Annotated in this window: 9 protein-coding genes; 6 read left to right on the forward strand and 3 right to left on the reverse strand. The window is 49.3% G+C overall.

The window, feature by feature from the left end; translation table 11 throughout:
• Positions 1-76 precede the first annotated feature (76 nt).
• The 5 genes from ABD880_RS16390 to ABD880_RS16410 all read left to right on the forward strand — a co-directional run bounded on the left by ABD880_RS16390 (position 77) and on the right by ABD880_RS16410 (position 4,420).
• Positions 77-811 carry a Dph6-related ATP pyrophosphatase gene (locus ABD880_RS16390; RefSeq protein WP_345168497.1) on the forward strand — a complete coding sequence of 245 codons (735 nt, stop codon included), beginning with the start codon at positions 77-79 and terminating at the stop codon, positions 809-811.
• 74 nt (positions 812-885) lie between these two features.
• The gene (locus tag ABD880_RS16395) at positions 886-1,563 is read left to right on the forward strand and encodes a hypothetical protein (RefSeq protein WP_345168500.1); all 678 of its coding nucleotides are present in this window, start codon (positions 886-888) and stop codon (positions 1,561-1,563) included.
• Between the two features lie 120 nt (positions 1,564-1,683).
• On the forward strand, positions 1,684-3,060 hold the full coding sequence (locus ABD880_RS16400; protein ID WP_345168503.1) for a lysophospholipid acyltransferase family protein: 1,377 nt from the start codon (positions 1,684-1,686) through the stop codon (positions 3,058-3,060).
• A gap of 212 nt (positions 3,061-3,272) precedes the next feature.
• Positions 3,273-3,914: an SGNH/GDSL hydrolase family protein gene (locus ABD880_RS16405; RefSeq protein WP_345168505.1), complete on the forward strand. Its 642-nt coding sequence runs from the start codon at positions 3,273-3,275 to the stop codon at positions 3,912-3,914.
• A gap of 92 nt (positions 3,915-4,006) precedes the next feature.
• Positions 4,007-4,420 carry a T9SS type A sorting domain-containing protein gene (locus ABD880_RS16410; protein ID WP_345168506.1) on the forward strand — a complete coding sequence of 138 codons (414 nt, stop codon included), beginning with the start codon at positions 4,007-4,009 and terminating at the stop codon, positions 4,418-4,420.
• 75 nt (positions 4,421-4,495) lie between these two features.
• Here the strand turns inward: ABD880_RS16410 and ABD880_RS16415 are convergent, their stop codons facing one another.
• The 3 genes from ABD880_RS16415 to ABD880_RS16425 all read right to left on the reverse strand — a co-directional run bounded on the left by ABD880_RS16415 (position 4,496) and on the right by ABD880_RS16425 (position 12,556).
• Positions 4,496-5,509 carry a DUF6929 family protein gene (locus tag ABD880_RS16415; protein WP_345168508.1) on the reverse strand — a complete coding sequence of 338 codons (1,014 nt, stop codon included), beginning with the start codon at positions 5,507-5,509 and terminating at the stop codon, positions 4,496-4,498.
• 105 nt (positions 5,510-5,614) lie between these two features.
• Positions 5,615-6,508, reverse strand: coding sequence for a UV DNA damage repair endonuclease UvsE (uvsE, locus tag ABD880_RS16420; protein WP_345168511.1), 894 nt, complete (start codon positions 6,506-6,508; stop codon positions 5,615-5,617).
• A 174-nt stretch (positions 6,509-6,682) separates the two neighbouring features.
• The gene (locus tag ABD880_RS16425) at positions 6,683-12,556 is read right to left on the reverse strand and encodes a carboxypeptidase-like regulatory domain-containing protein (protein ID WP_345168512.1); all 5,874 of its coding nucleotides are present in this window, start codon (positions 12,554-12,556) and stop codon (positions 6,683-6,685) included.
• A 224-nt stretch (positions 12,557-12,780) separates the two neighbouring features.
• Here ABD880_RS16425 and sucD point away from each other — a divergent pair, with 224 nt between their 5' ends.
• On the forward strand, positions 12,781-13,671 hold the full coding sequence (gene sucD, locus ABD880_RS16430) for a succinate--CoA ligase subunit alpha (RefSeq protein ID WP_345168515.1): 891 nt from the start codon (positions 12,781-12,783) through the stop codon (positions 13,669-13,671).
• Positions 13,672-13,751: the final 80 nt, after the last annotated feature.

Here is a 13,751-nt window from a genome sequence, read left to right on the forward strand (position 1 = left end):
TTCGTTTTTCGGCTCTTTTCCAGAAATTAGGCTAAAAACGCCTTTGCCCGGCGTGGGCTTTGCGTAATTTGCCGCCATGAAACCGAAGGCCATCTTTAACTGGAGCGGCGGCAAAGACTCTGCGCTCGCCTTGCACCGCATCCAACAGCAGGACCAATTTCAACTGCACGCCCTGTTTACTTCTTTGAGTCAGGCCCACCAACGGGTGACCATGCACGGCGTGCGCGAAGAACTCATGCGCCAGCAACTACAGCAGTTAAACCTACCCTGGAAACCGCTGTTTCTGCCGGAAGGCGTGTCTTTGAAAGAATACAACCAAGCCATGAAAACCGCGTGGCAAGACTTCACCAAAGCCGGGGTGACGCACGCCATCTTCGGGGATATCTACCTGGAGGATTTGCGCCAGTACCGCGAGACGCAATTGGCCGAAGTGGGCGTGACCGCGGTCTTTCCTATCTGGGGAGAGGACACCACCCAACTACTCGAGGAATTCTGGCGACTGGGTTTCAAGGCCAAAATAGTCTGCGTGAACGGCAAATACCTGGACGCCTCCTTCGCGGGCCGTGAGCTAGACCAAGCCTTCATAAAAGACCTGCCCGCCGGCGTAGACCCCTGCGGCGAGAACGGCGAATACCACACCTTTGTCTATGACGGCCCCAATTTCAAAGCACCCGTGCCAGTGCAGGTAGGGGAAACTGTGTTTAAAAGCTACGCGCCTTCCAGCCAGAACAGTGAGGATGATTGCTTTGCCGCCTCACCGCCCGCCTATGACACCGGTTTCTGGTTCTGTGATTTGCTGCCGGGCAACTAAAACTTCCGCAAGAAATTAGGAGCGCGAATTTCGTTTTCTAACTAGCTTGTTAAAGGCCATATAGATGTTGACTTATGAAATCCAATAGTGTATCAGTACTGTTGCTTTTAGTAGCCATGCTGGGTTGTAACAGACAGAAGGTGTCTGAAGAAACCCAAATCCAAGATTCTAAAAAGAGTGAAAAAAAGTTGGTTTTTACTCAGGAAACAACAGATAGAATTAAGAAGGCAGTAAATACGGATAGTGTACAGCTTACCGCATTTACTAGAAGCTTCTATAAATGGTATGAGCAGAAGGGACGGAAGCCGGACTTTATACCTGTCAGAAAATCTACTAAAGATAGCGCTTACATGGGCATTGACTGGAAGGCTCATAATATCAGAGTAACAGAACTGAAAAACACAGGCTTCTTCTCTAATGCTTTCCTAGATAATTATCAAAGAATAGCTGAGCGTATTGACCAAAAGCTGAAAAGCGGTGAAGAGGTTTGGCTAGTAGGAGAAATGTCGCCTTTTGGACCAGATGCAAATGCCTGGTGCAATTGCCAAGACACCAAGGAAAAATATTGGGAGACGTTGACTATACAAGATTTTCAGAGAGGGTCTGGTAAAGCGACTTTTCAATGGACGTGGGGAGACGCTTTTACTTATGCAATTAAAACAGAGCATGTGCAGAATAAATGGTTCATTTCTGAAATGGAAGGATTCCAGTTTGAAAATTATTTCGGAATAGACCAAGCAAGGCCTGAGTAGTTATTTGAGACTGTCACCGGCTAAAGACAACCACAAAACTATAGTAGGTTTTCGTTTTTGGCCTGTTTTCCTGAAATGAGGCCAAAAATGCGTAGCTTCCTGTGTTAATCCAGAGCCTGTATGCTGTATTTTATATTAAAGTCCCTCTTCCGGATTGCCCTGCGCGTGTTCTTTAGGCGGTTCACGGTCAACAATAAGCACCTGCTGTTCTCAGAGGGGCCGTTGATTGTAGTCTCCAACCACCCCAACACGCTCATGGACCCCGTGGTGACCGCCTCGCTCATGAAGCAGGACATCTACTTTCTGGCTAAGAGCAGTTTCTTTAAACCGGGCATCCAGGGCTGGCTGTTCTCCAAGCTATTCATGATACCCGTTTACCGCCGCGAAGACGTGGGCGACGGCGGCACCGCGCAGAACGATGCCACCTTTGTCAAGTGCTACGAGTTCCTGGGAAAGGGCGGCACGCTCATGGTATTCCCAGAGGGCAACAGTTTTATGCAGCGCCGCCTGCGTCCGCTCAAGACCGGCACCGCCCGCATTGCCTTGGGCGCCGAGGCCCAGCATGACTTCCATCTGGGCGTGCGCATCATTCCGGTAGGGCTTAACTACTCAGACCCGTCCCGGTTCAGGAGCGAAGTGTTTGTGAACGTGGGCGAGCCCATTCATGTCAAGGAGTTCAAAGACGCGTATCTGCAAGATCCTTTCAAAGCGGCTCACGCCTTAACGGACCATCTCAAAGAACGCCTGGAAGATTTGGTCATCCACACCGAAACCGACGAAGAAGACCTCTTGGCCCGGCAAGTGGAAGCCGTCTACCAAGACACCCTAGCCGAGGAGCTGGACCTGGCCAAGTCAGACCCGCAGGAGCGCTTCTTAATCACCAAAGGCATTGTGCAGAGCATCCAGCATTTTGAGAACACCCAGCCAGAGCGGGTGCATAAACTGCGCCTGGATTTACAAGAGTACCTGGACCATCTGGAGCGGGTGGGTTTGCTGCCCAGCGCCATCAAAAACATGCCCAAGCGCCACCACCTGGCTTGGGGCACGGTAGAAACGGTGCTGTACCTGCTCATCGGGTTTCCGTTTTATGTGTACGGGGTGATTCATAATTACCTGCCTTATATTCTGCCCGCCAAGATTGCCAAGTCCCTGACCAAGGATGTGGAGTTTCATGCGCCTATGATGATGACCATTGGCATGTTCACCTTTCCTATTTTTTATGCCCTGCTTGGTTCGGCCGCGCACGCCTGGCTGGGGCTGAACGGCTGGGGGCTGGTAGCCTACTTGGTGACCCTGCCCATCACGGGCTTTTTTGTGCTGCACTACTGGCACCGCGTAGAGGTGGCCCGCCGTGGTTGGATTTTTCTTTCGCTTTTTACCAAGAGGTCTACTATTTTGGCCCATTTATTGGAACAGCGCAACCACCTCATGGCAGAATTAGAGAGTGCTAGAAAAGAGTTTTTGGCCTCTGCATCTGAAAGTAAATTAAATGCGTAATACACTTATCTTGGCAAAGTTCAAGTTGGGTGTGAGATGAGGAAAATCGGGAAGGGGTTGAACAAATAAATTTCAATTCCTGTTGTGCTGGCGAGGCCTTAAACGGCCATTTATTGAGAAGGTTTCACACTGATAGTATAGTCTGTATGCGTTCGTTACTCCCCCTGCTTCTAGTACTCGTTACCCTGTTTTCTTCTTGTGAAAAATCTCCCATGGAAGAGTTGGAAGACAAGCTGCCCGGCCCGGGCATGGCCGCTAAGTTTCTGGCTCTAGGCGATTCTTATACCATAGGCGAGGGGGTGCTGCCCGCAGATAGATGGCCCATGCAACTGTCTGTGCTGTTAGACAAAGAGGGCATTCAATTAGGGGAACCCTTGTACGTAGCCAAAACCGGCTGGACCACGGGTAACCTCTTAAGTTACCTGCGCACCGTGAGCATGCCCAATGACTATGGCCTGGTGACCCTGCAGATTGGCGTCAACAACCAATACCAGAACCGCTCCCTGGACGAGTTTAGAAGTGAGCTGCGCACTTTGATTAGCATTGCCACCGGTTTAGCCAGCAAGAGCCCTAAAAACGTAATGCTGCTTACCATCCCAGATTACGGAGTGACGCCTTTTGCCACTGGTAAAAACGCAACCACCATCACTACCCAGATTAACCAGTTTAACACGGTGATTTTGGAAGAGGGGCAAAAAGCAAGCGTGGTGGTGGTCAACGTAAATGATTTGTCCAAGATGGTCATTTCTAACCCGGCCTTTTTAGCGCCAGACGGTCTGCACTACAGCGCGGCCATGTACGCCCTCTGGGCAGACCGCGCCAAACCCACGGCGGTGAGCATCATCAAAGAATAATTTTTTCAGGTTTCTGATTTTTGGAACAGTATGTGCATAGGCTTTGTCAACTACACAAGTAGCCTCTGTTACAAACTTAAATGTTGGAAAGAATGAAGCTGAAAAAGACTACCCTGGTTGCATTGATGATGTTAGGTTTTGGTGCTGTGATAGTTCCTGCGCAAGCACAAACTCCCGTAAAGGGCACACTGGCCTTAGCAGATACCAATGCCAAAAAAGGCCCTGAGAAAGTGATACGTCGTGAGACCCTCTCAGGCATAGACCTGTATGAGGAGAAAGGTAAGTCCAAGGACTTTATGCTCTCGTTTCAGCAGAACCTGGTGGAGGATGGCGTCCTGACGGTAGCCAACTCTGCGGGCAAGGTTCTGTTCACCAAGTCGCTTACTGCCGGAGACCATACGCTGGCGCCGCCCATGAACCTGGGGGCATTGCGCAACGGGGTGTACCTGGTAGAAGTAAAAACCGGTAACACCATCTATTGGAAGAAGCTTCGTATTAAACCATAGTAAGAACCGTAATAAATTATAAAAGCCCTTCTGAATCATACTTCAGAAGGGCTTTCTTTTTGGGATCCGATCGAATTAAAACGTCAGTTTCAAGACTATTAATTCAGACTGGCCGTCATCGCTGTCGGCTACGGCCACGGCTTGGTAGCCACCGTCCTTTAAGGGTTCTACCAAGGAGATGGACTCCAGTTTGCCTTTGTACACACTGCCGTCTTGCTCCGTGACGATGGCTACCTGCTGGGGTTTCTGTGCAGAGGTGGCAGAAAAGTTAGGCGATAGCCAGCCAATCAAGCTTCCGTATACCTGGCCGTCCAGAATGGCGTTGGGCGTCTCTTCTGCCGAGGCCGTGAACAAAAGCTGTCCGTTGTCATAGGCCGTCACGCCAGAGAAACCGGTTTTGATCTTCTCCAAATCAGGCAGGGCCCAGGGCTGTATATGGCGCGGCACCGGCGCCGGGGACAAGCCCATCAAGAACGGAATGACTTCTTCCATGGCGTATAGCACCAGCACGTTCTGTCCGCCGGGGCTAAACCGTTGCAGCACATACAGAAACTCTTCATTGGCGGCCACGCCTTCAATGTTCAAAGACGCGGTGCCGGTCACTTGCTGGTTCTTTTGCAGGCCTTGATAGAGTGGCGTCAGGCCCACCGTCAGTACTTTGCCCAACCTGCCTCTGTCTATGGGTACCAGGTAGCCTTTGTTCCGGTATTCTGTGGCCCCAGAACCCAAGATGAACAAGAAGTTCTCGCCCTCAATGGATAAGGAGGTGATGGCTTCCAGGTCGGGTTTGACTGATTTCGGGATTCGGCCGCCGGTTACTTCTTTAGGCTCCAGCAATTTGGTCCTGGCAATAATCTTAAAGTTCTCATTGAGGGTGAACAGGTACGGCGAATCATCTCCTATCACGTAATAGCGGTTCTCTACCTTCTCAATGCCAGACGCCGAGGGCAGGTCTGTAAACGTCATCTTTTGGGTAACGACTGCGGAGAGGGGCATAGTAGAAGATTCTGTAGGGGAATGGCAGGCAGATGAGAAAGCCAGGAGGAAAGCCACCAGGCTGTACATCAGGAATTGGATAATCCTTTTCATACCCCCTCAGTACGGGATGCGCGTTAGAAGGGCTTCGTTTTTGGCCTCTTTTTCAGAAAATAGGCTAAAAACGACCTTCCATTAAAGGAGAATTGTGAAGGGAATCTATACCAAGGTCAACTCTTCTAAGACCTGTCTTGCGCGCAGGCAGCTGGCTTCTTTGTCTTTGATTTCCAGCATGATGTCCACGTCCAGTCCGTTCAGGTGCGTGAGAAACTCCCGGAACAAGTCTGTGTCCATGCTGTGGGTGTGCTTGCCTTTGCGTTCGCCATGTGACTGGGAGCTGTAGTCCATCATGAGCACACCGTCAGTCTGTGGGTGCCAGGTGCCGGCGGCCAGTTGCAGGGCCTCGGCCATGGGCTCGCCGTTGTTCAGGCACTCATGGTGGAAGTTGTCAAACAAGATGGGGATGCCCGTCTCGCCGTGTAACTCTAAACAATCCCGAAGGCTGTACAGACGGTCATCGTTCTCCACCACCAAGCGGGCTTTCACGGCTTCGGGGAGCATGGTGTGGTAGGTATGGATGAAGCGTTTGAGGGCAGCGGGTTTGTCGCCGTAGACGCCGCCGGCGTGTATCTGCAGTTTGGCCGTGGAGTCCAGTCCCATCAAGTCCATGACACTGCCTTGGTAGATTAACTCTGCTATGCTGTTGCGCACAATGCGCTCGTCAGGTGAATTCAAAACTACAAACTGGTCTGGGTGCATGGAGATGCGCATGCCGTGCTTTTTGATGAAATCTCCCAGGCGCTTGAACGTCATTCTAAAATGCTCTTGCCAGTTGTACGTGCACACGGCATGGCTGGCAAAGGGCACCAAGCCAGAACTCATCCTGAAGAAAAGAAACCCATGCTCCAGGTTGTATTCCAGAATGCGGCGCAGACAAGCCAGGTTCTTCTCTACGCTCTGCACCAACCGCTCCTCACTGTAAGACGCTAATCTAAACGTAGTAGAAGTACTGCAATCCAGAGACTCATTTACGCACGGGTATCCTATTTTCATGTTACGGTGGGTTTGGGCCTAATAACCACTACCAAGGGCAGATGTTTAAACTTCTATAAACGCAAGGCAGAGGAGGGAGTTTATGAACGTACAGTGCGCTACAAGCAGAGAGCCGTTTTTGGCCTGATTTCCGGAAATCAGGCCAAAAACGGCTCTCTGCGCAATAAGGTAATTTTACTTCACTTCCACAGTTTTCAGGCCTTCCCGTCCGAAGAACGTAGGAAAGTACATGAGCTCTGCCTTGGCAGGATTTAACGTGTAGGTGCCTTTGTACCGTGGCAACAATTGAATGGTGAACGTGTACTTTCCTTTCTGCAAACGGTCTGAGAAGATGGCCACCTTATGTCTAAAGTACTCGCGGTGCGATTCATTGCGGCCCCAGGCGGTTTTGGCGTCATATGAACAGCCCGCCGGAATAGGCACTTCAATCATGACGTAAGAAGCGTCTCCTTTCACCTCAACGTCCACTACTAATTCTACCGGTTTGCCGGCCTCTAGCGTAGCAATGGTGGTTTTGGTATTGGCAAAGGAGGTGCGGACTACAAAGTCTTTGTCTACCCGTGCCGGTTGGGTCACCCATTCATTCTGGTAGGCGGTGAGGTACATAGCCATAGAGCCCGTCTTCTTAAGGGTGAGCGGCTGGGTAGGAGTGAAGGTAGTGTCTACCGGGAATTTAGTGAGCGTGGCATTCATAGAGCCTGACACCAAAAGCTGATTTTCTGCCGCCTGTCCTTTTCCTTTTACTAGGTCTGGAAGCAGGGTTTCTAAGATCCTCGCCGATTCAAAGGTGTTTCGCCAGTAACCAGCGCGGCGTTCGTTCAGCAAGTATGCTTGTATTCTTAGCAGATCACGTTCATGTCCTCCAGCCGCTTTTAGAATCTCATATGCCAGCAACGTATTGGAAATGTGGCTGTCAAAGAGGCTGCTGCGCTCCCTGCCCCAATACATTCCTCCAAAAGTAGTGGTCTGGTGGTATTCGTTCAGGGTGTCTAAAGGTGCCTTCATTTGAAGTTTTTGTCTAAGCCTGGTTAACCTAAACTGATCCTCCAAGGTGAGTTGCTTTTCCTTTTCTAACTGCGGGATATAGGTGACAAAATCTACTTTGCCGCCTAACTGTTGGAGTATTTCTAAACCACGTACTTTGTCATAAGAATCTTTTTTCTCAACATGATACGTGAGGTAATCTATGAGCGGCTGTGCTTTGAAAGCAGTGGCGTAGCCTTCTTTCTGGGCCATGACCAGCGCCTCGGTGACATGTTGGGTAATCCAGAGATACCCCGTGCCATTGCCCCACCAACTCCAGGTGCCTTCTTCTTTCTGGGCTTTCTCTAAGTGCTTGATGGCGCGTTTTACGAGCTTGTCATGCTCAAAGGGTTTTCCTAAGGTTTCTTGAATGCGTTTCTCCCAAAGCAGGCCTTTTAATTTAGAAGCCGCCTGCTCATTGCACCAGTATTCATAACGGTGTAGGGCGCTGATCTCATCTAACATTACCTGCAACAGGCTACTTTGCGCATAGAAACGAACAGGTCCTTTGGCGGGGTCAAAGGCAAGGGTGAACGTCGTGTCAATGGGGAGCGAAAGAAATACGCCCTTTCGTTCTAAGACACCCTTTTTATATACGCCTATGTGTCGTTGCTCGCCGTCTGTAAAGCTGTTGGCCTGTTTTAAAGTGAACTGCAACGCAACAGAATCTGGCGCCACCGCTGGGGCCTGTATCATAAACGTGTCTGCGTACACCCGGCCAAAGGTGAGTTGCTTTTCTCTTACTAGTTTGCCGTTCAGCTCAAACCTGGTTTGTACCCTAGCCGAATCTGGTAGGTAGTTGACAGCTTTGCCAATGATCTGGGCTTTGTCTCCCTCCACCAAGAAACGAGGGCCGCTCAAGGAGGCCATCATGGCTTTGAAAGATAGTATCTCGGTGGAGGTCTGGCCGCTTCGCTTATGGCCATCCATGCCCAGTATATGCGTTTTCCAACTGGTTACATCGCCTGGGAAGGTAACCGTAAAGGAAGCCTTGCCCTGGTTGTCTGTCACCAGGCGCGGCTGCCAGAAGGCATAGTCAGAGAAATAACTCCTGATGGAAGAGGCAGCCGCGGCGCCTTCTGGCAGCTCTTGCTCAAGCCCAGGCAGGCTATTTGCCTGTTTGCCCCGTATTCCCCCATTCTTGGTGGTAATAATAATCACTCCATTGGCGCCTCTTGCCCCATATAAGGCCGTTGCGTCTGCTCCCTTCATTACGGTTGAACTAGCAATGGTTTGTGGATCCAGGTCTGCTACGTTGCCATTAAACGGAAGGCCGTCTACAATAATGATGGGTGGGTTATTCCCTGCTAACGTAGAGGCCCCTCTAATCAAAATGGGGGCGGCATTACCTGAGACTTGGACCCCGGCGGCTCTGCCTTGTAGCGCTTGTTCTACCCCGTACCCAGTCACTACCACCTCTTGTAATTGCTTTACATCTCCTGCCAGTTTAACATCAATCCGGCTACTGTTCCTAACGGGCACTTCTTGGTGAACATAGCCTATGTAAGAGAATAACAGAACGCCGTTGCCGGGTGCTTGAATGCTGTACCTGCCATCTGCGTCTGTAGCTACACCGGTGGTTGTGCCCTTTAGGAGCACGGTCACACCGGGTAATCCCTCAGCAGTCTGCGCGTCTACCACCATTCCCCTAACCTCACTAGCATAACCCAAGAATCCTCCATAAGAGACAGAGGGGGGTAATATACTGGTTGGGGCAGGCGTTGAGATGGGAACGGTAGAGGAGGCATTCGCTATAGCGGTTTCTACGCTCTTTTGTAAGTAAGCTTCCAATGCCTTGGTTTCAGAAGTAGGGGCTTTTAACTGAGAAGGGTTGAAATGCAGGCGCAATTCGCCGTTTGGTTTAACGGTGACCAAGGTGCTGATGTGTCTATGGTCCGGAAACACTAACACCAGTTTGTATTTCTTTGGGAATACTGAGGTAAGGTGAGTTACCTGGCCAGCATACATGGCAATCTGATGATTGGCGGCGTTAGGCTCATAGAAGAAGACAAATTTGGGTGAGGCTTTAAAAGCAGAATCAAGTTGCCAGTGCAGGCGTCCGTTTCCGGCCTCCGTACGATAAGCAGGACGTTCTAAGATTTTAGAAAGCCAATAGTTGTATTGGGTGTCTTTCCATTGCTGTTGCAGGCCTTCTTCTGTGTAAGCAGTCTCTGCCAGAGTTTCTGATGGAAGTCTATAGGATTTGTTGTCAGTAGCCAGAGAGAAATTGCCCGTAAAAATTTTCCTTTCGCGCATTTTTAGTAATCTAGGCTCAAAACGGTGGACGTAATTGGCTTCTGGCGTGAAAGCGGTGGTAAAGTTGCCTATAGAAATGAACTCCATGGTATTTGGTCTGAATGGACCACCTACAAGTATTCTGTCCCAGGTATTGCTTCGTTGGGAATAATTTCTGCTAGAGCCGTTGGGCAGGTACTGGATAATCTTTCCCTGTTTTAGATAAGTAAGGCCATTGGAAAAGTTCTGTTCAACGGGTACCAGATAATGGCTAAGCATTTCCTGCTCAGAAGGTGATAATTTATTCTTTTCAGTGGCGGTGAACAGATAGGATAGTTTGTGCTGGTCAACACTTAAAATAAGCTTTTGGCCATGCTGTAAGTACACGCTGTCTAGCTCTATTTCATGCTTGGCAGTGCGTAACCTTATGTAATGGTAGCCGCTGTCTGCCGGAAAAGAGTAGGGCGGCACTACATCTGTCCCTGAGAAATAGATGGGTACTTCGTTTAGGTAGAGGATATGAATGGGTACCACTCGTCCAGAGTCCACCACAAAAGGGGCAAACTGGGTAAGTTTGTCTGCAGTAGTGGAGTAGTTGGTGTAAATGCCTTTGCTTGGGTAAAGCAGTTGGTAGTAGGACAAGCTGTCCAAGCCCATGGTCTGGCGCCAGTGCTCCCAGTTCATCAGTTGGAAACCTTTCTCTGGTATATCCTTCAAATGAAAAGTGCGCCGGTCTTTTCTGCTGTGGTGCTTGCCAAACTCTGGCAGATTTTCTGGCGATGTGTCTTTGAATTTAGACGTGAGGGCATAGGCGGTTACATCTACATTAGAGGCGGGTTTACCTTTTGAGTTAGTGACCTGTAGCGTAAAGTTTGTCTTCTGGCCCGGGTACACCGTGGTGGGGCCTTGCAGTGCAATGTGTAAATCATTCTTCCGGAAGGGAGCGTTATACTCGTCACTTTCTACTTGCCCTGCCCACAGGTATTGAACAGACACGTAATACGGCTCTTGGTTAGTGGCTGGGCGGCTGTATTGCCACATGGCCGTGGTGTCTTGGCCTCTGTCTACTAAATGGTTGTTTTTATACACAAAGTACCAGAAAGGGAGTTTTCTAGGATTGTGAATGCCCAATAAGAGAGAGTCTGCAGTACGTTCTGAGTAGAACTGCAGGTTGGCAGATTGATCTTCTAAATGTAAAGTGCTTTCTAACCGACCAGCCGTAAGCCTGTATTGTTGCGCGTTTGGCTGTAGTGGTAACAAGGCGGGTAAGGTCACTTTCTGTGTTTGTAGCAGTTTGCCTTGGCCGTCTATCAATGTTACCACAGCTTGTTTAGGAAGAGACGCCGTGCCCTTCATAAAATCTGCCTTGACGCTGTCATTCAAAAGACTGAGGGTGAGTTGACCGTCTTCTTCTAATACATATCTGGCATTGACTGACTTTTCTGACCTTTCATTGTTTGAGGTTAGAAAAACCGCTCGTATCTGGTAGTCAATGGTAGCTTTTGGAAAAATGGAGTCTGGTAGCAAAAGAGTGGTTTCTCCTGAGCTTTCTAAGGGTTGTTTGTGTACCCAAAGCGTGTCTGGTATGAATTGAACGGGAGCGTTGCTCTGTTTTATTTTTTTAGTCAACACTGTAAGCTCTACCCAGGCATCTGTCAAGGTGAGGCCGTTGGCGTCTGACCCTCGTAAATACAACTTGTTGGGCGTGCCAGCCGTGTGCTCCAGTTTGTCAAGCCTAACCGCATAGCTATTCTCCTTCAGCTCATAATCCTCATATTTGAATCTGGTGGTGATTACCTGCTCTGTGCTCCACCTCTTCTTTTGTGAGAGGTTCAAGGCCACATAAGTGTCCAGTCGTAGACGTAATGAGTCATGGAGTATAAAGGAGCCTTCATAGGCGCCAGGACGAAAGGCTTTCAACTCGCCCAGTCTTTTGGGTTTCCCGTTTCCGGTGATCTCTGTCAGTAGGGTCTTCGTATAGGGCCTTCCATTTTTCTTCACCAAAAAGGCTTTGTACCGCACTGTGTCATTAGGCATGTACATGGGCTTATTCAGGACCAGATAGCCTTTTGGCCAGTCACTGGAGCGGTAACCCCAATCATCAAATAAGTGGATGGCGCTGTACACGTATCCCTGCGGATACCAATGAATCAAACTTCTGGCAATGTCTCTAAAGGGACTCCAGAGGTAGTAGATGGGTTTTCTGAATACAATTTTTTTGAAGAGGGAGTGTTTCCCGCCTTTGATATTCTGGCTTACGGGTACATAATACGTGTATCCGTTGTGGGTAACAGAAAGTAGTCCGTTCTTTTTGGTATTGCCCAGTCTGTATGTTTGGGAAGCCTTGTCAAAGGGGACAGGTTTATTTTTCAGTTGAAGCTGGGCATCCGGCAGGATGTTCCCCAGAGAATCTAGTAAAACTGCCGCAAAATCAACATGGTTGTTAAGGAGTTTCAACTGTGTCTTTGTCTGCGTGAATAAGGTGTATTCCAGATCTGGCCCAGACGCAAGGGTGTAGAGGTAATGCCCCTGCGGCAACTGTTTGATGTAAGGTAGGTTAGTGACGAAGGAGTCTACCTTGGTATGAAAGAAGCTTTGCTTAGCAGCTTGCATGCCCTTGTCATACAGCACTTTTGCCTCTGCATCTGTAATCTTATAGAGGTAGGTAAAATAGCTGGTAGTTCTGCTTTGCGCTAAATGTTGTTGGGCAGAGACCTTGGACGTGAGGGAGAAAAAGCAAAACAGCAATACCCAATAGGCAAAAACGCGGGAGCAGGGGAGCAATCTCATTTAATCTTGTATTTTTTATTTAATATATAGAGAACCTGCAAGAATACCAGTAAAGAAGCGGTATTCCCTCGTTTTTGCCCTCTTTTCCAGAAAACAAGCAAAAAATGCCTTATGCGTAGGTTAGCGGTTTAATGCGGAGTCTTAGTTTGGATGCGCGCCAAAAAAGCCTATTTTTGCGTACAGTTTGAAAACAGAGCGTACATCTATCACATAATCCACTACACATGAGTGTTTTAGTAAATAAAGATTCCAAGGTGATTGTGCAGGGCTTCACCGGCTCAGAAGGTTCTTTCCACGCACAGCAGATGATTGAGTATGGTACCAACGTGGTTGGTGGCGTGACCCCGGGCAAAGGTGGTTCAACGCACCTGGACCGTCCGGTATTCAACACCGTGGCCGAGGCCGTGCAGAAAGCTCAGGCTAACGTATCTATCATCTTCGTGCCGCCGGCTTTTGCCGCTGACGCCATCATGGAAGCCGCCGACGCTGGTATTGAAGTGATTGTTTGTATCACCGAGGGTATTCCAGTGAAAGACATGGTTGCCGCTAAAAACTACCTTAAAAACAAAGCAGTTACCTTGATTGGACCAAACTGCCCAGGTGTGATCACGCCAGGCGAAGCCAAAGTTGGTATCATGCCAGGTTTCGTGTTCAAGCCAGGTAGAATTGGCATCGTGTCTAAGTCTGGTACGTTGACCTATGAAGCCGCTGACCAAATCGTGAAAGCTGGCTTGGGTATCTCTACCGCTATTGGTATTGGTGGTGACCCAATCATTGGAACACCTACTAAGAACGCCGTGGAGTTGTTGATGGAAGATCCAGAGACTGATGCCATTGTGATGATTGGAGAGATTGGTGGTAACTATGAGGCCATGGCCGCTGAGTACATCCGCTCAACTGGTAACAAGAAGCCAGTAGTTGGTTTCATTGCGGGCCAGACGGCTCCTGCTGGTCGTAGAATGGGCCACGCCGGTGCTATCATTGGTGGTGCTGATGACACGGCTGCCGCTAAAATGCGCATCATGCGTGAGAACGGCATCTTTGTGGTGGATTCTCCGGCAGAGATTGGCGATACTATGTTGAAAGCCTTGAAAGGTGAGCTTGCCAACGCATAAGCTTTTCTTTTACTTATAGAAAAGGCCGCTCTGCAAAGAGCGGCCTTTTTGTTTGCCTTCGTTTTCAGCTTATTTTCTGG

This window comes from Nibribacter koreensis, from assembly GCF_039541795.1.
Classification (GTDB): Bacteria; Bacteroidota; Bacteroidia; order Cytophagales; family Hymenobacteraceae; genus Nibribacter; species Nibribacter koreensis.